Annotated in this window: 15 protein-coding genes; 10 read left to right on the top strand and 5 right to left on the bottom strand. The window is 43.3% G+C overall.

Annotated features, from left to right (window positions below; all coding sequences use genetic code 11):
* The first annotated feature begins 118 nt into the window (after positions 1-118).
* The 10 genes from N7974_RS13940 (at position 119) to N7974_RS13895 (ending at position 12,886) form a co-directional block, all read left to right on the top strand.
* On the top strand, positions 119-3,343 hold the full coding sequence (locus N7974_RS13940; protein WP_262966208.1) for a PAS domain S-box protein: 3,225 nt from the start codon (positions 119-121) through the stop codon (positions 3,341-3,343).
* Positions 3,344-3,603: 260 nt separating this feature from the next.
* Entirely contained in the window at positions 3,604-4,299 is a 696-nt protein-coding gene (locus tag N7974_RS13935) for an SDR family oxidoreductase (protein ID WP_262966207.1), read from the top strand.
* Between the two features lie 273 nt (positions 4,300-4,572).
* Positions 4,573-5,781, top strand: coding sequence for a zinc metallochaperone GTPase ZigA (gene zigA, locus N7974_RS13930; RefSeq protein ID WP_262966206.1), 1,209 nt, complete (start codon positions 4,573-4,575; stop codon positions 5,779-5,781).
* A complete protein-coding gene (locus N7974_RS13925; protein WP_262966205.1) occupies positions 5,768-6,007 on the top strand; it encodes a hypothetical protein in 240 nt (79 codons plus the stop codon). Before zigA ends, N7974_RS13925 begins: the two co-directional genes overlap by 14 nt.
* Position 6,008: 1 nt before the next feature.
* Positions 6,009-6,794, top strand: a complete 786-nt coding sequence (locus N7974_RS13920) for a ZIP family metal transporter (protein WP_243221054.1) — start codon at positions 6,009-6,011, stop codon at positions 6,792-6,794.
* Positions 6,795-6,802: 8 nt separating this feature from the next.
* A complete protein-coding gene (locus N7974_RS13915; RefSeq protein WP_262966204.1) occupies positions 6,803-7,471 on the top strand; it encodes a DUF1826 domain-containing protein in 669 nt (222 codons plus the stop codon).
* A 54-nt stretch (positions 7,472-7,525) separates the two neighbouring features.
* Positions 7,526-8,515: a CobW family GTP-binding protein gene (locus N7974_RS13910; protein ID WP_262966203.1), complete on the top strand. Its 990-nt coding sequence runs from the start codon at positions 7,526-7,528 to the stop codon at positions 8,513-8,515.
* A gap of 1 nt (position 8,516) precedes the next feature.
* Positions 8,517-10,196, top strand: a complete 1,680-nt coding sequence (locus N7974_RS13905) for a formylmethanofuran dehydrogenase subunit A (protein ID WP_262966202.1) — start codon at positions 8,517-8,519, stop codon at positions 10,194-10,196.
* A gap of 32 nt (positions 10,197-10,228) precedes the next feature.
* Positions 10,229-11,209 (top strand): CobW family GTP-binding protein, encoded by a 981-nt coding sequence (locus N7974_RS13900; RefSeq protein ID WP_262966201.1) that lies wholly within the window; start codon positions 10,229-10,231, stop codon positions 11,207-11,209.
* A 183-nt stretch (positions 11,210-11,392) separates the two neighbouring features.
* Entirely contained in the window at positions 11,393-12,886 is a 1,494-nt protein-coding gene (locus N7974_RS13895; protein ID WP_243221060.1) for a nucleotidyltransferase family protein, read from the top strand.
* A 437-nt stretch (positions 12,887-13,323) separates the two neighbouring features.
* Here N7974_RS13895 and N7974_RS13890 read toward each other — a convergent pair whose 3' ends face one another.
* The 5 genes from N7974_RS13890 to nhaD all read right to left on the bottom strand — a co-directional run bounded on the left by N7974_RS13890 (position 13,324) and on the right by nhaD (position 22,313).
* Entirely contained in the window at positions 13,324-15,984 is a 2,661-nt protein-coding gene (locus N7974_RS13890; protein ID WP_262966200.1) for a nitrate reductase, read from the bottom strand.
* 167 nt (positions 15,985-16,151) lie between these two features.
* Complete coding sequence (locus N7974_RS13885) at positions 16,152-17,375, bottom strand: NAD(P)/FAD-dependent oxidoreductase (RefSeq protein ID WP_262966199.1); 1,224 nt, start codon at positions 17,373-17,375, stop codon at positions 16,152-16,154.
* Between the two features lies 1 nt (position 17,376).
* Complete coding sequence (locus tag N7974_RS13880; RefSeq protein WP_262966198.1) at positions 17,377-18,282, bottom strand: D-hexose-6-phosphate mutarotase; 906 nt, start codon at positions 18,280-18,282, stop codon at positions 17,377-17,379.
* 263 nt (positions 18,283-18,545) lie between these two features.
* Entirely contained in the window at positions 18,546-20,633 is a 2,088-nt protein-coding gene (gene glgX / locus N7974_RS13875; RefSeq protein ID WP_262966197.1) for a glycogen debranching protein GlgX, read from the bottom strand.
* Positions 20,634-20,720: 87 nt separating this feature from the next.
* Positions 20,721-22,313, bottom strand: a complete 1,593-nt coding sequence (nhaD, locus tag N7974_RS13870) for a sodium:proton antiporter NhaD (RefSeq protein ID WP_262966196.1) — start codon at positions 22,311-22,313, stop codon at positions 20,721-20,723.
* Positions 22,314-22,593: the final 280 nt, after the last annotated feature.

Below are 22,593 nucleotides of genomic sequence, written 5' to 3'. Positions count from 1 at the left end.
GAAAAATGTTGAAGAGTGGTGTATTTAATTAGGTCATGTTCTGTTAAATTTAATAGATTTAGTAAAAATACTGTGTGATGTTATGATGGGTATACCAATTTAATAATAAAAAAATTGAATGCCTAAGTCTGAGTCCACTAAGAATAGCGATCTGCTTTCTCCATTTTTACCAGAAGAGCAGGTATTGCCAACTACGGATATATTGCAATATTGCTTCGAGCAAATGCCTGATGGCGTCGCTTACTGCAAGATGATTTACCTGGACGGTAAGCCAACAGATTTTATTTATCTCTATACCAATCCTTCATTTCATAAGCAAACCGGCCTCGGTGCTGTAGTCGGTAAACTTGTCAGCGAGGTCATTCCAGGGCTTTTTGGGTCTAATCCGGAACTCTTTAAAATTTACGGTACTGTTGCCAATGGTGGTGATGCAGAAAGCTTCGAAATTTTTCTTAATGATCTACAACTATGGTTTTTGGTACAGGTTTTTAGTCCAAAGTCTGAGCATTTCGTTGCCACATTTAAAGTTATCAATCAACGCAAATCTGCCGAGCAATCATTAGTTGCAAGTGAAAAACTATACAAAGCTTTGCTGGAAGATCAAACGGAAACCATTTGTCGCTTTAAAGCCGATGGGACCATCCTTTATGTAAACGAAGCTTTTTGCAAATTTTTTGACCAATCAAGAGAATCCTTAATTGGTCGGACATGGTATCCACGGGTATTTTCCGAAGACCTGCCTTTAATCAATGACAAACTGAATTATCTTTCCCCTGACAATCTTGTTGTAGTTATTGAAAACCGTATTATTACATCAGGTGGCCTTTTGCGTTGGGGCCAGTTTACCAATCATGCTTTTTTTGATGATAATGGCGTCTTGTTGGAGATGCAAGTCGTCGGACATGACATCACCGAGAATAAGCAAATTCAGGCAGCTAATCTTGAACTGTACACCCGGCTTACGCAAATTTCCTCCCGGGTTCCTGGTGTCATTTATCAGTACAAATTACGTCCCGATGGAAGTTCTTGTTTTCCTTATGCTTGTGATGCCATTCAAGAGATTTATCGACTTACGCCGGAAGAGGTAAAAGAAGATGCAGCCAGTGTTTTTGCCTGTGTTCATCCTGAGGATTATGACGGTGTTGTTGAGTCAATCAGACAATCGGCAGTAACGCTTGAGCCTTGGCAGTATGAGTACCGCGTTCGGTTTTCTGATGAAACCGTTCGCTGGTTATATGGAAATGCTGTCCCCGATAGAGAGCCTGACGGATCGATTCTCTGGCATGGTTTTATTACTGACGTTACCGATCGCAAGCAAATAGAAATCGCTTTGCAAACGGAAAGTGAAAAAAACGCCGCATTATTACGTCATGCCAGTGATGGTATAACCATCATGGATATTGACGGTAAGCTGCTGGAAGCCAGCGATGCCTTTTGCAATATGCTGGGCTATAGCCATGAAGAAATGATGGGTATGCACGTTTCACAGTGGGATGCCGGTACTTGTGAAAGCGAACCCATGAACATAGTAAGAACCCAATTTGAACAGCCTGTTCGCTTTCAGTTTGAAACGCGCCATCGCCGTAAGGATGGCACGATCTACGATGCGGAAATCAGCGGTTATCCGATTGATCTTAATGGGCAACCGGTATTATTTAATTCCACACGCGACATCACTGAGCGCAAGCTGGCCCAGCAAGCCCTACAAAGGGAAAGCGAGAAAAATTCATTATTCCTGCGAAGTGCAAGTGATGGTTTTCATATTCTGGACACTAATGGCAACATTATTGAAGTAAGCAATACTTTTTGTGTCATGTTGGGCTATGAACGTGAAGAATTGATCGGTATGAATGTTTATCAGTGGGATGCCGCACTCACAAAAAATGAAGTCGCGGAAAGACTAAAACAACAATTCATAAGCTCTGCACGTTCGCAATTCGAGACACGTCATCGGCGTAAAGACGGCAGCATTTTTGATGTTGAAATCAGTGGTTTTACACTCGAGCTGAATCATGTTCCTTTAGTTTTCTATTCATCACGCGATATTACACAACGTAAATTTTTGGAAGCAGCACTCGCAACATCGACAAAAGAAATTCAGGATTTATATAATTATGCTCCCTGTGGCTATCACTCGCTTAATAGGGATGGAATTTTCATTCGTATTAATGATACTGAGTTGCAATGGCTTGGCTGTGAACGTGATGAGGTAATTGGTAAAATGAAATTTAGTGATTTTCTTAACGATGCCGGTAAAGCGCAGTTTTCGGAAATATACCCTCGTTTTGTAGAAGGTGGGCATATTGAAGATTTGGAATTTGATTTAATCTGTAAAAACGGCGATAGCCGTCAAATGATTATAAGCGCTGGTTCTATCAGGGATACCGAAGGTCGTTTTGTAATGAGTCGTACGGTTTTATACGATATTACCCAGCTCAAGAAAATTCAAACTGAACTAAGCCTGTTAACTATTGAGCAACAAGTAATGCTGGATAATGAATTGGTTGGCATTATGAAGTTGCGAAACAAACAGGCAATCTGGATAAATACGGCAATGGAACGTATTTTCGGGTATAACGCCGATGAATTGGATGGGCAGCCGAGTAGTATCTTATTTCTGGATGGCTTCTCATGCGAAATATTTGAAGCGGCTGCGAATGATACTTTCAATACACAGAGTACTTACCGAACTCAACTGGAAATGAAACGGAAAAACGGCGAGAGAATCTGGGTTGATATTAGTGGTGTGCAATTGTCTGATAATGGCGATCAGTCAATGTGGATGATATTAGACATTACCCCGATGAAGCAACATCAACAGGAAGTTGAACGAATGGCTTATCACGATATTTTAACCGGTTTGCCGAACCGATTGCTGGTTGGTGACCGATTGCAACAGGCGTTGGTTCAGGCAGAAAGGGCAAATCAGTCCGTCGCGGTTTGCTATCTTGATCTTGATGGCTTTAAGATCGTCAACGATCAATTTGGTCATGCTGCCGGAGATAAGCTGCTAATTGAAGTTGCACATCGCATGCAGGCATCAGTTCGAGCAAACGATACTATTGGTCGTTTTGGTGGCGATGAGTTTGTATTGTTACTGACTAATATTAAAAATATCGATGAATATGAGTTTGTATTACAAAGAGTTATCGATGCAATTAATATACCTGTTTCAATAGATGATGCTACTGAAGTCTCGGTAGGTGCCAGCATTGGTGTTACGCTATTTCCTTATGACCGCGATGATCCTGATAAATTATTGCGGCATGCAGATCAGGCGATGTACCAAGCTAAAAAATCAGGGCGTAATCGTGTTTGTCTGTACGAAACTATCAATCCATAAAGAGTCAGGACATTAACGTCGACCACCTATTGTCCGGTCTGTGTCAAAAGTTGAGTATTGCAAGGGAAGCATAATAACTGTTAGATGATCTGCTAAAATATTTTCCCAAGCTGATAATTTACCGACTTTAGACTGATGTTATTCTCGTTCGAGATCTTCTGTTGTATTTCGGCATTAACTTAAAATTTTTGCGATATAAGTGTATTTAGGGTAAAACCGTAATAGGTATTTTTGCCTGGGATATTTTTTGGGAGAAAAAAATGGCTACTGTATTAATTACCGGTGCAAATCGCGGCTTGGGACTTGAGTTTTGCAAACAATATGCCTCTGAAGGTTGGCGAGTATTAGCCTGTTGCAGAATGCCGGAAGCGGCATCCGAATTATTGAATCTTGCCGAACAGTCTCCTCATGTTTCCATATTTGCTTTGGATGTGGGAAATTTTGAGCAAATCGAACAATTGGCTGCACAACTTGATGATACGGCTATTGATGTGTTGATTAACAATGCCGGGGTTTATGGCGATAGCAATGAACGAGGCTTTGGACAGCTGGATTATGAAGCCTGGACTAAAACATTAGTCATCAACATACAGGCTCCAGTAAAAATGGCCGAAATATTTTTACCACACCTGCAACGTGGCGATAAAAAACTGCTGGTTGCGATCAGCAGTTTAATGGGTAGTATTGCCGATAATAGTAGTGGCGGTAGTATTATTTACCGTTCCAGTAAAGCGGGGCTTAATGCGGTAATGAAAACCTTGGCGATTGATCTTAAGGAGCAAGAAGTTGGTGTATTGATATTTCATCCGGGTTGGGTAAAAACCGATATGGGCGGCGAAAATGCTCCGCTTGAAGCCGTTGAGAGCGTTGCCGGAATGCGCCAAACCATCGCAGCATTTTTACCTGAACAGAGTGGCAGCTTTGTAAAATACGACGGAACTGCGCTGCCTTGGTAAGAAATGTATTCGGCAAGCAGGCCATAATATGGGTTGCTTGCCGGATAGAAGTTAAGGTTACAACTGTTTATCATTCACCCAGTTTACCACGAACTGTTTAACCTCAGACTGTCCCTGCTTAAGAGTTGCTGGCCGTTAAAAAAAATTCCTAAAACACAGTCGTTAACGCTTTATCTTTAGTCCTGAAAAGTAAGAAAGCAGTTGTTATTTGTTATGTTATATTATAACATCTCAGTCAATGCAATAACCTTTTCTAACTGCTAACACTACTCAATGACTTCAAAATTATTACCAGTAACTGTTCTTTCCGGTTTTTTAGGCGCCGGAAAAACCACCCTGCTTAATCACATTCTCTCTAATCGCGAGGGCTTGAAAATAGCCGTTATCGTTAACGATATGAGCGAAATTAACATTGATGCCGCACTGGTGAAAAATGAAGTGACTCTTAATCGTGCTGAAGAAAAACTGGTGGAAATGAGCAATGGCTGTATCTGTTGCACATTACGCGAGGATTTGTTGGTGGAAGTCGGTAAATTGGCTAAAGCGGGGCGTTTCGATTATTTGTTGATTGAATCAACCGGTATTGCAGAGCCCATGCCGATCGCTGAAACGTTTACTTTTCGGGATGACGACGGTGTCAGTTTATCAGATATTGCCAGACTCGATACCATGGTGACAGTGGTTGATGCCGTTAATTTCATGCGTGATTATCTGGAAGCGCAATCACTAAAAGACATTAATGCCGAGTTGGGCATTGATGATGAACGCAATATCGCTGATTTACTGGTTGAGCAGGTTGAGTTTAGTAACGTTATTTTAATTTCAAAAGCCGATTTGGTCTGTAGTGATGAGCTTGATAATTTAGTCGCCATTCTTAAATCCCTGAACCGGGATGCCGAGATCATTCCTATGGTTATGGGTAACGCCCCACTGCATAAAATATTGAATACGGGTCGTTTTGATTTTGAACAAGCAGAGCAGGCATCGGGTTGGCTGCAAGAAATGCGTGGCAGCCATAAGCCTGAGACTGAAGAATACGGCATAGCCAGTTTTATTTATGCCGCCCGCCGGCCATTTCATCCAGAGCGTTTTTATGATTATTTATATCGTAGTGATTGGGATAACGGCACCTTACTACGCTCCAAAGGCTTTTTTTGGCTGGCCTCTCGGCCGGAGTGGGTAGGTAATTGGTCACAAGCTGGCGGCACCATGCAACATGGCTGTGCCGGTCGCTGGTGGGCATCGGTGCCGGAGGCCGAATGGCCCGAAGAGATGGTTGCTGACATTCAAGCCAGTTGGCAAATGCCTTTTGGCGACTGTCGGCAGGAACTGGTTTTTATTGGCCAAAATATCGATGCCGAGCAAACACGTAGGGAACTGGATCAATGTTTATTGAGTGATACTGAATTATCTGTTGGTCAAGAAGAATGGAAAACCTACCGGGATAGTTTTCCGGAATGGCTTGCTGATGAGCAATCCTGATTACATTATTCATGCGACAGGCATAGTCTTGCTAATGGTTTTGGGTTTGTTATGGCAGCGGAGTGGCAGCAAATGTTTACAACGCATGGCATCCAATTTATTTGTTTTAGTATTGGGTATGTTATTAGTCGATGTGTTCGTGCATCTGTTACCCGATGCGCTTGCCGACTTTATTTACAGGACACACAAGCATGCTGTTTCAGGAAATTTTCGGATTGGCCAATAACATGAATCTTTCCTTTGAAGTAGTTGCGGGCGCTATTGGCGCAAGTTGTTTGGTTAGTCTTACCTCGATGAGTGGATTGTTTGCCTTATGGATTGAACCGGAGCGCCTTAAGCGTATTATTCCTTATCTGGTTGCCTTGGCGGTAGGTGTCTTGTTGGGTGATGCTTTTATTCATCTGATTCCCGATGCCGTTCAGCGTCAGGGTTCAATTTCTACAGTCTGTTTGACGGCATTGCTGGGTATGTTTTTATTCTTTGTACTGGAGAAACTGGTACGTTGGCGTCATGACCATAGGGTCAATTTATCTGATCAAAACATTGCTATTCGCCCGATTGCCAAGATGAATTTGATGGGTGATGCCGTGCATAATTTTGTCGATGGTATTTTAATAGGCGGCAGTTTTTTGGTGGATCCCGTGCTGGGTTTTACCACGACATTGGCGATTATTGCCCATGAAATTCCCCAAGAAATAGGCGATGTTGGAGCCTTGGTGTATGGCGGTTATTCTCCTGCTAAAGCAGTACTGTACAATTTTTATTGCTCGTTGAGCGTGGTAGTTGGTGCAGTTTTTGCCTTGTTATTCAGCCAGTTGGCTGAGTCGTCGCTGGTCTTTTTGTTGCCGATTGCTGCCGGAGGCTTTATCTATATTGCCGCTACCGACATGATACCGGCGTTGCATGAGCATTCTACGATACCCAATCTGATCGGACAAACCACTATTTTCGGCTTGGGGATTGGTTTTATGCAGTCAATCATTATTCTTGAAAACACGTTACTAAGTCAATGAGGCTCACCATGGTTGCCAATCCAAAATATGTTTTTATGCCCCGATACGTTCATGCCTTTCTTTCCTCTGAGATGGTTGATTTGTCGAATATTTACCAACCGGACATCAACATTTGTTTGGTTGAGCGAAACGTCGATCGTACGCTGGAGGCCTTTGTTAACAGGCTTTTATTGACTAAAAAAGAAGTCAGTGTTGTGGAGAATTTAGAATCGGCAACATTTGATTTTTTTAAGCTGATTCCCCATGTCGGGGATTTGCCGGGTTATCGTACGTTTTGTCGAGACGTTGCGCGACTGGCGATAATATTTAGTGACTTATTTGATTTAAAACGGGTTGGTTTACGTTTACGAACTATGGATCATCCAATGTGTCCACGCTTTCATGTGGATTCGGTTACTTGTCGGCTGGTTTGCACCTATGGCGGTGTGGGTACCGAATGGCTGGAAAGCGCTTATGTTGATCGCAGTAAATTAGGTAAAAGATCTGCCGGATTTACAGACGAGCAATCAGGACTTATTTTAGATCCTAATGCCCTTTATATCATGCCTGCCTATGCAGTGGGATTATTGAAAGGCAGTGCTTGGGAAGGTAATGAACAGCACGGCGCAGTCCACCGTTCGCCGCAGGTTAGTCAGGAATTGCCACGCCGGTTATTGTTAACGCTTGATTTTGGCTAGAAAACTCACGCGCGATGCGCACCAAATAATTTCTTATCACTTACAGGATTTTTAATGTTTGATCATAACCGCTCTACACCAGTCCCCGTCACGATTTTAACAGGTTTTTTAGGTGCAGGAAAAACGACTCTTCTAAATCGTATTCTGTCTGAGGAGCATGGTCACCGTATTGCCGTTATTGAAAATGAATTTGGCGAAGCCGGTATTGATAATGACTTGCTTATTCAGGGTAAGGAGCAAATCGTTGAAATGAACAATGGCTGTATTTGTTGCACTGTGCGCGGCGATTTGGTGCGTATTTTAGGCGAGTTGGCCGAAAAACGTGATCAAGGCTTACTGCATTTTGAGCGGGTCATTATAGAAACGACAGGCTTGGCAGATCCTGCTCCGGTTGCGCAAACGTTTTTTGTTGAAGAAGAGATTAATGCATATTATTTGCTGGATGCGATTATTACTGTCGTAGATGCCAAGCATGCCCTTAAACAACTTGACGACAATCATGAGGCAGAAGAACAGGTTGGCTTTGCTGATCGATTATTGATATCCAAGACCGACTTGATAACACCGACAGAAGTCATTGAGTTGGAAACAAGATTACGTGCAATCAATGCCAGAGCACCTATCGCGCAGGTTCATTTTGGTAAAACCGATATTAGTGAAATTCTTGATATACGTGGCTTTAATCTTAATGCCATTTTAGATATTGAACCCGATTTTCTGGACGATGTCAGCCATGAGCATGATGCGGGTATATCATCGTTTGTGTACCGTACCGACAAGCCCTTGGACGCTGTTAAGTATATGGCCTTTATGGATATTATGATGCGTAAATATGGCAACGATTTATTGCGTTATAAGGGCATCATACATATTGCCGGTTGTGAAAAAAAGCTGATATGCCAAGGTGTACACATGCTTATGACAGAAGATCTTGGGACTGCTTGGCCAAAGAATGAAGCACGCGAGTCGGTGCTGGTATTTATTGGTCGTAATTTGCCCAAGCAAGAAATACATGACGCTTTAGATAGCTGTAGAATTATTTAAAATGTTAACACGCTTAAAAGGCGGGCAGCTATTCGATCCCGCACAAGGTTTAAATGGCACCGTTCAAGATCTGTATTATCGTGATGGCGTGCTTATTGCAATGCCCGATTTGGGAGCTGTGATTGACGTGGACTATGATGTCTCCGGTAAAGTCGTTATGGCCGGAGCAATTGATATTCATAGTCACATTGCTGGCGGCAATGTTAATACGGCACGCTTGTTACTGCCCGAACAACACCGAAATAGTATGGCTCGCAAGCTTGGACACGCGTTCAGTACCGCGCGTTGGTCAACTACGGAAACCGGTTATCGCTATGCAAAAATGGGTTATACCACGGTCGTTGAACCGGCTGTACTACCCGCTAATGCCTTGGATGCACATTTACAAATGGCTGATATTCCCATAATTGATACTGCAGGCCTTGCGATACTCGGCAACGATGATTTTTTATTGCGACTGTTACGTGCCAAAGCCTCTCAAAACCAGATTAACGATTATGTTGCCTGGACATTACAGGCTACATGCTGTCTGGGTCTAAAAGTTATTAACGCCGGTGGCGCCAATGCTTTTAAATCGAATATGCGCAGTTTTGATCTGGATGATATAGTGCCGGATTACGGTGTCAGTTCGCGGCACATTTTGCAAACGCTGCAACGTGCCGCCTGCGATATACAGTTGCCACATCCGGTACATGTGCATTGTAATAATTTAGGGATTGCCGGTAATGTCGATACTGCGATAGCCACCATGGAAGCAGCACAGGGTTTGCCCATGCACTTGGCGCATATTCAATTTTATGGCTATGGGGCGGAAGGGGCACGAGGTTTTTCATCAGCAGCGGCAAAATTAATTGATGGCTTTAACAAGCATCTTAATATCACTATGGATGTCGGCCAGATTTTGTTTGGCCAGACAGTGACTATTTCGGGTGATGTCATTGCCCAATATAGTCGACGTAATGACGCTACACCCAATAAATGGGTTATGTGGGATGCTGAAGATGAGGGTAGTGGCGGCGTAGTACCTTATCGTTACAAGGAAAAAAGTTTTATTAATAGTCTGCAATGGCTGATTGGTTTGGAAGTTTTTTTGTTGGCCGAAGATCCCTGGCGTTTGTTCTTTACTACCGATCATCCCAACGGCGGGCCGTTTACGCGTTATCCACATTTAATCAGATTATTGATGGATTATGATTTTCGTCTTGAATGTATGGCCGGGTTAAATCAGGAAGCGGTTGCCATGAGCTTGCTAAAAGACTTGAAAAAAGAATTTACCCTCTATGAAATGGCTATTATGACCCGCACCGCAGCGGCACGTATGTTGGGATTACATGATCGTGGGCATTTAATGCCGGGTGGTATTGCTGATATTGCCGTATATTCTTTTAAAGATAATAAGGAAGAGATGTTTAGTGCTGCTGATCTGGTCTTTAAAAATGGGGAATTAGTGGTGAAAAATGGCATAGTACAGACACCGCGTAACGGTACCACACAAACCATACAGGTGCCTTTTGATGCTAAAATCAAACGTGATATACAAGCTTACTACGATCGATTTTATAATCTGAGTCTGGATAATTTTAAGGTGGATGCCATTAGTTTCAGACAAACTGATAGCGAGCGTTTTGTCAGGCATAATGCCGGAGAACCTTATTTTGCAGGTCAGGCATCTCCAAAATGATGTTCTCTAAATACCTTTAATCGCTCAATATCATGAATCATTACAACTTATCTTCATCCGTTAAAGCGCTTGAACGGATCCCCGTGTTTATTATCAGCGGCTTTCTGGGTAGCGGTAAAACTACGCTACTTAATCAGTTGCTAACTCATGTACCGAGGTCTGCGGTTATTATTAATGAGTTTGGCGCTACCCCGATTGACCAACAATTACTGCGGGAGCATAAAATACCATTGTCGACGTTGGCAGGTGGCTGTTTATGCTGCCAGGTTAAAGGCTCGTTAACGCCGCTGCTTAAAAATCTGCGCATGGCCTGGGATTCCGGGAATACACCTTTCGATCGGGTGATCATTGAAACCAGCGGTGTTGCCAATCCGGAACCGATTCTGGATATTTTGTTAAGAGAGCGTTGGCTGTCCAAGCGCTATAGTTTGCAGGGCGTTATTAGTACCGTTTCAGCGATCATGGCTGAAGAGCATTTTGACTACTTTCCTGAAGCACGAGCGCAGCTTGCCTGGGCAGATACCGTGGTAATGACCCAAACAGACTTGGCAAACGCTCAACAACTTGAACGAATAAGCACGCGACTTGATCAGTTGGCTCCTGCGGCGAACCGACTGGTTGTTGTTCAAGGCGATATTGCTCCTGACGTGTTACTTGATTTTCCAAAAAAATTCAGACAACTGCGAAATGATAAGTTATCTGATTTACCTGATCATGGCTTTAGCACTCTCTCTTTACAACTTGAACATCCGCTACCGTGGGAACGCGTACAAAAAGTATTGGACGACTTGATTACTCACTATCCCAGTCAGTTGGTGCGTGTTAAAGGCCTGATTTATACGCCGGAACAAAAAGAACCTTTGCTGGTACAAGCAACTTCGGGAAAAATTTATCCTCCCGCGAGACTGCCGATAAGAGCTTCTGATGACGGGATTGGCAGACTGGTTATTATTACTCGGGGCGAAGTCAGCGGTTTGGCAGAAGTGCTGATGGCAAAGTTACAGAGTATTTAAATAACTATCACTGTTCAGAAAACAGGCGTCTGTAAAGAATAGACGATCTATTAAATAAAAGATTATTAATCTCTAAAAAATACAGGTATAGCTACAAATTATATTTATTTTAAATATAATGAGTTAAAAGTAAATCTTATTACCTGCCTGTTGGTGATGTTTGGAGAGAGAGGATAATTAAATATGGAACCGAGATCGTCAAGTCAGGAGCTTCATCATGAGATTTTTGGTTCAATTCTGGATCGAGCCGAGATGACGCCCTATTTATTATTATCGGCTGATAATTATCAGACGGCGCTCAGGCAGGCGACCAAAATGATGAATAATCGCGGGTTTGATATTATTGGTAATGGTGAGCTTCAGGAAAGTGAGCAGAAGAGAGCCAAAGTTTATATTAACCGAACTTATAACTATTTTTTTAACTGGATGTTTGCTTTTGTCAAGCCGCAACTTGAAGGCCTTTTTGCCCTGGATTCCATCAACGCCGAACTCTACCGGGGCTGCCTACAAGCGATTGAGCAGGTAGAAGCTGTCCTTAATAATAAAGGCTTTCAGGACATAGTTCATGACGATCCGCGACACCTTTTTTTGCTGGCTTCTTCAAGAAAATATCCAGCGGTGTTTCATGGTTATCAGGGGGAAAACCGGGATGTTTCTCTGGAATGGCAGCAAACAGCCTGTTCCTTGTTAAAGATGGGTTACCTGATCAAGTCTATTGAAGAAGAAAGTCAGGATATTAATGATTATGCGCAATTAGGCTTTTTTCTGGAAACAGAACATCAAAGTCTTGATGATCTTTTTAATTATGACTGGGAAAATCCAAAGCATATTCCTGCCAGCGAATCGGCGCAAAATGCCTTTGTGAAAATATCCTCATTTTTTCATAAGCTAAAAGAATCTATAACGGTTGATGATGAACAAAACAGCTTTGTTTTTGATAGCGGTGATGGTGTTCGGGTTAATATCACTGAAATTAAAGCCAGATTAAAAAGTCCGGAAAGTATGGTGACCAAATTAGGTAAAGATTTGGAGGGAGAAGCTTATGATATCAGGGATATTCTGGCGATTACTTTTATACTGAAGGACAAGGATGATACGCTGAAACTGTTTCATGCCTTGCAAAAAAAAGGAGTCATTCTTCAGGAAAATACCAATTCTCAATCGATAACCCAAACACTGTTCGATGATCCGAAAAGCATGATAGAAGCGGTGCGACGATTAATGATTAGTCTTTCAAAAAGTGCGGGTTATGAAGAAAGTTCTACAGAACAGGATTTGCTCGCCAATGCAAAAACATTTTATGAGGCGCTGAGTATGAATGCAAAAAAAAACCAGCATTCCTCTTTAGGCCACCGGAAATTTCAATGCAAGATCAGTTTTTCATTACCGATCCATAGGGAAGCCGAAACTCATAAGATCATGATCCCCGGGACACCGATATATGCCCGAAGAAATCAGATTAATAAACAAACCCAGGAACATACTTTGGGTGTGGAGTTACGTATATCCGATGAAGAGAGCTGGCGTACCTCTGAGCAAAAAGGCGATTCGCATCATGATGCTTACAAATTCCGCCAGTTAATTTGGGTGATGAACAGGGTTTTAAAAAATGTTTTTCACCTGCCAAAAGAGAGTATTTCCCAGTTAAAAAAAGACCAGTCGATCCTTTTTTCTTAACACCTGTAGTCATTGATTAAGCCTGACTCCCAAGCTTCAGCTTGGGAGCCAGTGTATGTAATAATGAAAGACCTGAACCATTTTTCTGCTGTTGTATTTCTTGGTTGGTGAGGCTACGCTTATCCACCCTACAGTTTTAATATTTTTAGTATCAAAAAATGCTTTTCTTCGTGTCTCGGCAATTGCTCCTGCATTGCTCTATCTCCTGCATCCATGCAGTCGTCGGTAACTGCTCCTGCGTTGCTCTCGATCGCTGTTCCAGACGCGATTCTACCTTCCGCCATCCATGGCTACGTACCTCCGGCATAATCCACAGGGATGTGGTGAATGCAGAGTTTGCAGGAGCAAATATCTGTCCATGCAGTCGTTCGTGGTGAAATATTTTGCTTTTGTCTTTCGTACATTCTTCGTTGTGACAATATTTTAAGCTTTTGGATTTACAGTAACGCTTTAATTTCGGGTACGCAGGATCCGCAGTTAGTGCCTGCTTTAAGGCAAATCCCCACTTCCTGATGGGTTTTTAGGTTTTTTTCCTTGATTGCCGCTTGTATGGTTTTTTCGCCGACATTAAAGCAGGCGCAGACGATAGTACCGACATCAGGAATTCCGACGGGTGGTCTGCCGGTTAGTAATGCCATCCGTTCCGGTATTTCTAATTGGGTCTTTGCAAAGAGACTGGTTAACCAACTGCGTTCAGGAAGCGTGTTATCTGCAGCGATAAAAATGACAGTTTCCAATTGTTTATTGATAATTTGTGCTGACCGGTAATTACCCTTTGCCGAGTCTTGGTATTCCTGCCATTGGGGATTTTCGGCTGTCGCACTACAGAGATTTTTTTGGACACTGCTACGCCAGTCTTCAGGCAAGGTAACTCCCGCCAGTTCATAACGGTAAAACTGTTCACCCTTGATTTTGACCTGATATTCTGATTCGGTAATAGTCAGTTCTCGCCGGGATAAAATGAAGCCTTGCCAGACAGGTTGATAAGCCTTGATTCGAACCGGCGTGTGTTTACTTTCCGGTTGTTTGGAAACAGGGTCAACAACCGGATTGACTAATGCGCCCATACGTCCCTGACTGGCATATTGGTTCGTCCAGTGCATAGGCACAAACAAGTTGCCCTGTTGTTGGCTGTCGGTAACCTGCACACGGGCAATCATTGAGCCCCAACTGCTTTCGATAACGGCCAGGGTATTGGCTGGCAGGCCATAGTGTTGTGCATCGACAGGATTTACTTCGACAAAAGGCTCGGGCTTGTGTTGATTTAATTTGGCGGCGATAGCCGTACGGGTCATGGTATGCCATTGATCACGCAAGCGGCCGGTGTTTAATATCAGCGGGTAATTTTTATCCGGCAGATTAACCGGAAGTCTGGGTTCTATGGCAATAAACTGTGCCTTACCCGATAGGGTGAAAAATTGTCCATCATCAAAAAAACGCGCTTTTCCTTGTGGATAAGCTTGATTCACCGGCCATTGAATGGGTTGTAGAAGGTCATAATCCTGCTGGCTGATTTTTGCAAATGCGGATATATCAAAATCACGCAGGCCTTGGTCGGTATTATTTTCAAAACCTGAAAGTGCGGCGTGTTCACAAAAAATTTCGCTGGCATTCTGGTAATGGAAAGCTTTTTCAAAACCCATGCGCCTGGCAACTTGAGTGATAATCCACCAGTCGGGTTTGGCGCTGCCTGCCGGACTAAATAGTGCACGCTGGCGAGAAATACAGCGTTCGGAATTGGTGATGGTGCCGTCTTTTTCGCTCCAGCCTTGTGCCGGTAACAATACATGCGCCAACGCTGTAGTATCGGTATTGGCAATACAATCCGAAACGACTACAAAATCACAGCGTTGCAAGGCTTGTATGATTTTGTTGGCGTTAGGCATACTGACGACGGGATTGGTCCCCATGATCCACACGGCTTTTACTTTACCGTCGTAAATGGCATCAAACAAGTCGACAGCGGCAAGCCCGGGTTTCGTGGCAATAGTCTGCGTATCCCAAAATCTGGCTACACGATCTATATCGTCGGTATTGGAAAAGTCCATGTGCGCAGCCAGTTGATGAGCCAAACCACCGACTTCGCGGCCTCCCATCGCGTTGGGTTGGCCGGTTAGCGAGAAAGGCCCCATGCCGGGTTTGCCAATTCTGCCGGTAGCAAGATGGCAATTGATAATGGCATTGACTTTGTCAGTGCCCGATGACGATTGATTGATGCCTTGACTGTACAGGCTCATGACTTTTTCATGGCTGGCAAACCACTGATAGAAGTGGTTCAAGTCTTCTACCGCTAAGTTGCATTGCGCGGCAACTTGTTCGATAGAATGACTGCTGTTGGTGGCGGCATTAAGGGCTTTAGAAAAACCTTCGGTATGGGCGTCTATGTAGGTCTGATTTAGGATATTTTCCTGATGCAAGTAGTGTAGTAAGCCGTTAAACAAAATGCCGTCACTACCGCTGGCGACCGATAAATGCAGATCGGCAATGTCGCAAGTGGACGTGCGACGGGGATCAATCACCACGATTTTTAATGTGGGGTTGGCTTCTTTTGCCGCCCGTATACGTTGAAAACTGACCGGATGGCACCATGCCGCATTGGAGCCGATCAGAATAATCATTTCGGCCTGTTCATAATCATCATAGCAACCTGGTACGGTATCAGAGCCAAAAGCCCGTTTATGTCCAGCGACAGAAGAAGACATACACAAACGGCTATTGGTATCCATATTGCCGCTACCGATAAAGCCTTTCATCAGTTTGTTGGCGACATAATAGTCTTCAGTCAACAGTTGCCCCGATCCATAAATAGCTACCGCATCAGGACCATATTGTTCAATTATTTTGATAAAAGAGTTGGCAACCAGATCCAGCGCTTCAGTCCAACTAGTGTCACGACCATAGGCTTGGGGGTTTAATAATCGCCCTTTGAGTTCAACTGTTTCACCGAGTGCCGAGCCTTTTGAGCAAAGACGACCAAAATTGGCCGGATGTGATGGATCGCCACTGATAGTAACCTGATGGTTTTTATCGCTGACTAGTGCGCTAATGCCGCAGCCTACACCGCAGTAAGGGCAGGTGGTTTTTATGGTGTTCTTCATTAAAAATCTCGTGAGTGGGCAAGCAGCAGGTAAGTATCAACTCGGGCCATTTGCATAAATGAAGCGTGACCAGGTTTGCAATTCAGATCGGAACATTTTATGAGCAAGACTATTCGCTGCTTTTATGCGGCTTGAAGTTTATTTTCGTATTTTAGCAGCGTAATGCTTTAAGTCGATGCCAAGCAAGCTTTGCCAAAAATTAGCCGGTCTCTTATTTCAGCAACAGGCACTTCTTTTTCCAGTAACTCTTGATACCAACTGCCATCGGTTGTATCGCCATAAAGTACGGCGCCGATCAGCTTGTCGGCTTTGATAACCAGTTTTTTATAGATGCCTAAATCGACATCGGTGAAATGAATACTTTCGCAGTTTTCATCCCCCATGAAATTACCGACAGAAAATAAATTGATCCCTGTCACTTTGAGTTTGGTGGCAGTAGGCAAGGTGATATATTCAGCTACACCATGAGCGCTTAAATGGTTGGCACACACTTTTGCCTGTTCAAAAAGCGGCGCGACCAAGCCAAAGGTATCGCCCCGATGTTGGATACATTCACCTACCGCGTAAATGCTGGGGTCGTAACTTTGCAAGGTATCATTGACTACGATGCCGCGTTCGCAATAAATACCCGCTTCCTGAGCCAAAGTCATATTGGGGCGCACGCCTATGGCCATAATAAACAGATCACAGGCGAGTTCGCTGCCATCTTCAAAACGAACGGCGATAATGTGGCCATTTTTATCACCAATTAATTGCTGTGTTTTGGCGGCCATCTTAAACTTTAAGCGTCGTTGTTCCAGTTCCTTCTGGAGCATTTTACCGGCTTGAGGATCCATTTGCCGATTAAGCAAAACGGCATTATTATGAATAACAGTTACGTCCATACCTCTGAGAGCCAGTCCATTAGCGGCTTCCAGACCTAGTAAGCCCCCACCCAGTACGACGGCTTTTTTATGGCTTTTACTGTAAGTCAGCATTCTATTAACGTCGACAATATCACGAAAACTGATAACACCTTTCAGATCATTGCCGGAAATGGCAGGGATTACTGGCCTGGAGCCGGTAGCAATTAACAATCGGTCATAAGTAGCACTGGTTCCGTCCTGAGCATAGACTTTGCGGGTGATTCGATCGATACGTACCACGGATTTCTCGGAACCGGTATAAAGACAAATACCCTTGTCGGCATACCATTGACGATCATTAATAATAATGTCTTCAATGGTTTTTTCGCCGCAGAGCACCGAAGACAACATGATGCGATTATAGTTGCCGTAAGGTTCTGTACCAAACACAGTAATATCGTATTTTTCCGGCGCTGCCGATAACAGTTCTTCAACCGTTCTCATGCCAGCCATACCATTACCTATAACAACTAATCGCTGCTTCATGTCAGTCTCGTGTGATTTTAAAATTCGTTAGTAAGCTGTATTCGTTGCCCGGTAGAAGTTCTACAGTATCCGTATCTACATTGCCTGCTTCAAGGCAAATAAAATGTTGGTAATCATCAGGTTCCAGATCAGGGATTTTTGCAGATGTCGCTTCCCAGGGATTCCACACTACTGTTGTTTTATTACTGGTGGAGGTGATTTTAATCTGGCGATTAAAACTGGAGTCATTAATAAGCCATTCGTTTTGTGTTCCTGTGTAGATACGGTCAACTTCCTCTAAAAAAGTCACTGCACCTGATTGGTGCTTTTGTAAGCTATTATCCAGTTTGTCCAGATAGTGAGAATTTTCCAGCCCTAAAATCTGCACTTGATTGATATCACCTACTTGTAAATATGCGTGGAGTGCCTGGGTAATGGAAAATGTTTTGTTCCCGGTATTACGGGTTATCAATTTAAGCGTTAGGGTATCTCCGACTGAAATTTCAAGATCAAGAATAAATGGTTTTCGCCAATAGCTTTTACTTTCAATGGTTTCCTGAAATCGTAATGTTACCTTTGTTTCATTATCGGCTATTGCTGTCGTCGCTAAAACGGCCCACAGGCCATTGCGAACAAAGCCATGATCAGGTCGATCCCGATCTTTCGGGTCGGGTCCAAACCACGGCCAGCAAACGGGGATTCCACCTCTGATTGCTTTGCCTTCTTCGTAAGATGATTTTTGGCTGAGAAATAGCAGATCTTCGCATTCTGTTGCCGGTTGGAATGAAAGCACCTGAGCGGCATAGACAGAAATTAAAGCCGTCGCGCCGGGATTGCTGATCAGGATAAATGGTAGGCCACCGTTTCCCTTGACGAATGTGAGTTGGTCGGTAATTCCATAGTCGATGTTTAATTGGTCGATATCCATGTTATTTATTTTGAAGCTATTGCAGGATAATTAAGCAAATATTATACCAAGCTTAATATATTATGAGAGGATAGAAGGGGTTTGTTGGTTTTGTATTTAAAAATCAAAAGGGTAGCGGTTTTAATAGTAATGCCGATAATTAAGTAATCGCTAAAGTGGTTGGATAATTACTCATTGATGCGCCGCCTTTAATTTGTTCGCCCCAATTTTGGGCAAACAAATTCAAATATCAGCGGACGAATGCTATCGCCAGGTTATAAAGTTCAAAAGTTAACATTTTCTAACGCGACTACCGTTTTGCTATTGATTGAATAAAAGTTTTTACCCAATGGTTTTTGATTCTGCGGAGAAATAATATCTTGAGGCGATGGCAAGGAAGTATCTACAGCCAGGCACCATTTTTTCCCCTTAATTGTGGGCAGTTCTATGATAGCTATTTCATCTGACATATTCATGACAATATGCAGATCGGCTTCATGGTGGTCAATACCGGCCAAGGTGAAAGCCAGAATCCTGGCTTCCGGATTATTCCATAATGGCTTGTTAATTTCGGTGCCATGCCATGAAATATCAGCGATGTTTTTTCCTTCGATGACGTTACCTGTTAAAAACCGCCGACGCATGATAGAGGGATGTCTTTTACGCAGGGCTATCATGGCTTTAACAAAACGTAATATATCCACATTTTGGGTAACCATATTCCAGTCTATCCAGCTTAATTCGTTATCCTGGCAGTAACAATTATTATTGCCTTGTTGGGAATGTAATATTTCATCACCGGCAAGTAACATCGGCACGCCCTGGCTGAGAAGCAGAATAGCAAATACATTTTTTGCCTGCTTTCTACGCAATGCCACAATAGCCGCTTTATTGGTATTACCTTCAATGCCACAGTTGTAACTGATATTATTGCTACAGCCATCCCGGTTATTTTCGCCGTTTGCTTCGTTGTGTTTTTTGTTGTAACTGAACAAATCATGGAGAGTAAAGCCATCATGACAGGTTACAAAGTTTATGCTGTTTATCGGCAATCTACCCTGGGGTTCATACAAATCGCTACTGCCACAAATACGCGTTGCCAGTTCATTTAACAAGCCTTTATCACCACAGACAAATTGGCGGATGATATCCCGATATCGGCCATTCCATTCAGCCCAGCGATAGCCGGGGAAACTACCCACTTGGTAAAGCCCTGCCGCATCCCAGGCTTCGGCAATTAACTTGGTTTTTAGCAATTGTTCCGAAAGTTCGATACCCCAGAGCACCGGAGGATCTTGCAGGACTTCGCCACTTTCTCCGCGAGCCATCGCGCTGGCCAGATCGAAGCGAAAACCGTCGATATGCATTTCCCTGACCCAGTATTCAAGGCAACTGATGATAAAGCGTGCGACCAATGGATGGTTGGCATTTACCGTGTTACCGCAGCCGGTGTAGTCTCGTAGAATACTTTTGTCATACTGATCCAGATGATAAAAAGTCTTGCCGCCTATGCCTCTAAAATTAATAACCGGGCCATCTGCACCCGCTTCTGCAGTATGGTTAAAAACCACATCCATGATGACGCCCATGCCAGCTTTGTGCAGTGCTTTTACGAGATCTCTAAATTCCTGTGCGTGAGTACCCTGTTCAGGTGTTACGCAGTAACCCGGATGTGGACTGAAAAAACTGTGTGTGCTGTATCCCCAGTAATTTTTTAAGCCCAGCTTGGCGGTGTTGTCGGGCACATCTTGTTCATCAAAAGCCATGACAGGTAATAGCTCAACATGGGTAATACCTAAATCCTGAAGATAAGGGATTTTTTCAATCAGACCTGAAAAAGTGCCCGGATGGGTAACTTTTGATGAGGGATGTCGAGTAAAGCCACCGACATGTAGTTCATAAATAATAGATTTTTCACTTCTGATAGCCAGTGGCGTGTCACCTTCCCAGTCATACTTATCATCGATAACAACGCAACGCATGGAGGTGCGGCTGTTGTCGCCAGGTTGACAAGCGGCTTTACGACTCCAGCGTTTTTGACTGACTGCACGCGCCCAAGGATCAACCAGATGCTTGTTCTTTTCAAAACGAAAACCGGAGTCACGCGCATGGCCCGGTCCGTCCATGCGCCAGCTATACCAAGTACCTGCCGGTAATTTACTGACATAAACATGCCAGGAAAAGAAGGTTCGGTTGATTTCTTTTTTTAACGGTATGCTTTGAAAAGGTTCATCGCTATCGGAACTATCAAACAATAAGAGCTCTACTTCTTCAGCGTAACGACTAAAAATGGAGAAATTAACTCCTTTAAGAGTAAATTTTGAGCCTAATGGGTAGGTTTGCCCATGCCTTAATTTGTAGTGTTGCTGCATGTTATCATCTCTTATTTTGTAAAAATTAGGCAATCCACGTTACTTTTAAAATAAAAGATTGCTTTGTCCCCGATAAAAAAATATAAGCTAGAAATAGCGCCCATTAATAAGAAAGTGAGCAGCAATGCTACCAGCGTAACCCAAGGCGATAGCCGGAGCCCATTTTAAATGACTGGTAAAAGTATAAATACCTTTGGCTTGCCCCATCAATCCTACACCGGCAGCCGACCCGACAGCCAACAGGCTACCTCCCACACCTGCGGTTAACGTTACCAATAACCACTGACCTTGAGAAATATCCGGCGCCATGGTTAGTACGGACAGCATAATTGTGCCATTATCGACAAATGCCGAGGCAATACCTACCAGAATATTCGCTACGGTAGGATCAATGCTGCCATAAAGATGATGAGAGGCCATACCCAGATAACCGATGAAGCTTAAACCACCAACACCGACCATGACACCGTAAAAGAATAACAGGGTGTCCCATTCAAGATTAGCGACTTTTTGGAAAATATCAAAAGGTAACTCTTTTGCCAACTTTTGATTTGCTTCTGCTTGTGGATTATTCATATATTTCATGGGGGCGAAATAGTCAATTTTAACATCGGTTAAATCCACAGGAATTAATGTTGAATGGGAATCGCGGGTTTTTTGCAGATAATAACTGAAAAATTTTAAATAAGTTAATCCCAGCATCATGCCGGCTGCAGGTGGCAGGTTCAGGAAATTTTCAAAGCAAGCCGATGTTATAATGGTCAATACGAATAAAAAGATAATGACCCAGCCACCACGCTGCATAGTCTGAGCTTCCATTACCGCAGCGGGTCTTTCTTTCGGGATAAAGAAATGCATGATGCCGGCAGGTATGACGAAATTTACAATGGCCGGAATCAACAATGAAAAGAAGTCCGTAAAGGGTACTACACCTTTTTGCCATACCAATAACGTGGTGATATCGCCGAAGGGGCTAAATGACCCACCGGCATTAGAGGCGACTACGACATTGATACAGGATAAGGTAACAAAGCGTGGGCTATCCTTACCCATAGCCAAAATAACCGAACCCATCAATAATGCGGTAGTGAGGTTATTGCAGCCGGCTGAAATAAAGAACGACTGGAAGCCGGTAATCCAGAATAATTGCCGATAAGTAAAATTTTTGCTTAACAACCAGATCCGCAGGCTATCAAATACCCCTCGATCTTCCATGGCATTCAGATAAGTCATTGACACCATAATAAACAAAAAAAGCTCTGCATAACTTTCCAGAGAAGTGCGAAATGCCACGCCTGCCTGTTCGCTCATGCCACCGCTGGCATAAACAGCGGCAATAAATATCCAGATCAGACTTGCCGCAAATACCATCGGCTTTGATTTTTTTAACTCGGTCACTTCCTCTGTCATGGCCAGAATATAGGCCACAGCAAAAACAATCAAGGCAAGATAACCGGCCCAATGCTGAGTCAAATCAAGGGGTTTTGCCGGAATGGCAATTTCCGTAAGCTCAGCCGCCCATGACAGGGAAGGTAACAACAGAACTAAAAAAATAGCCAGTAATGGTTGTGTCTTGCCTTTAGTTTTACCCAAGGTTAAGTGTGTATTGTTTGCTGACAATGTGTCACTTAATAAAATCGAAGTCCGGGTAAAATGAGATAAAAATACGACAAGATTCATTTGCGACTCACAAAAATTTACAAGGTTAGTAAGAAGGAAATGGTTTCATACTAATTTAATATGAATATTGTATTAGATATGGCATGACGATGCTTAATAAATAAGGGATTAAGCGCACTATTGTTCATAGCCATGATGTTATGGTTATCTAACACTCGATGTTCAAGTTTTTAAACTCTTTACATTCTTATTTTTGGCAAATCATCCAGCAGCACGGTACTGTAGCGAAGCAGTCGGTTCCAGTCGGCCTAAATCTCTACCAACCATATGCTTGCCGGAA

The organism is Methylobacter psychrophilus (genome assembly GCF_025583945.1).
Taxonomy (GTDB): domain Bacteria; phylum Pseudomonadota; class Gammaproteobacteria; order Methylococcales; family Methylomonadaceae; genus Methylobacter_C; species Methylobacter_C psychrophilus.
The sequence above is the reverse complement of the archived record's forward strand: the minus strand, read 5'-3'. Positions and strand labels throughout refer to the sequence as shown.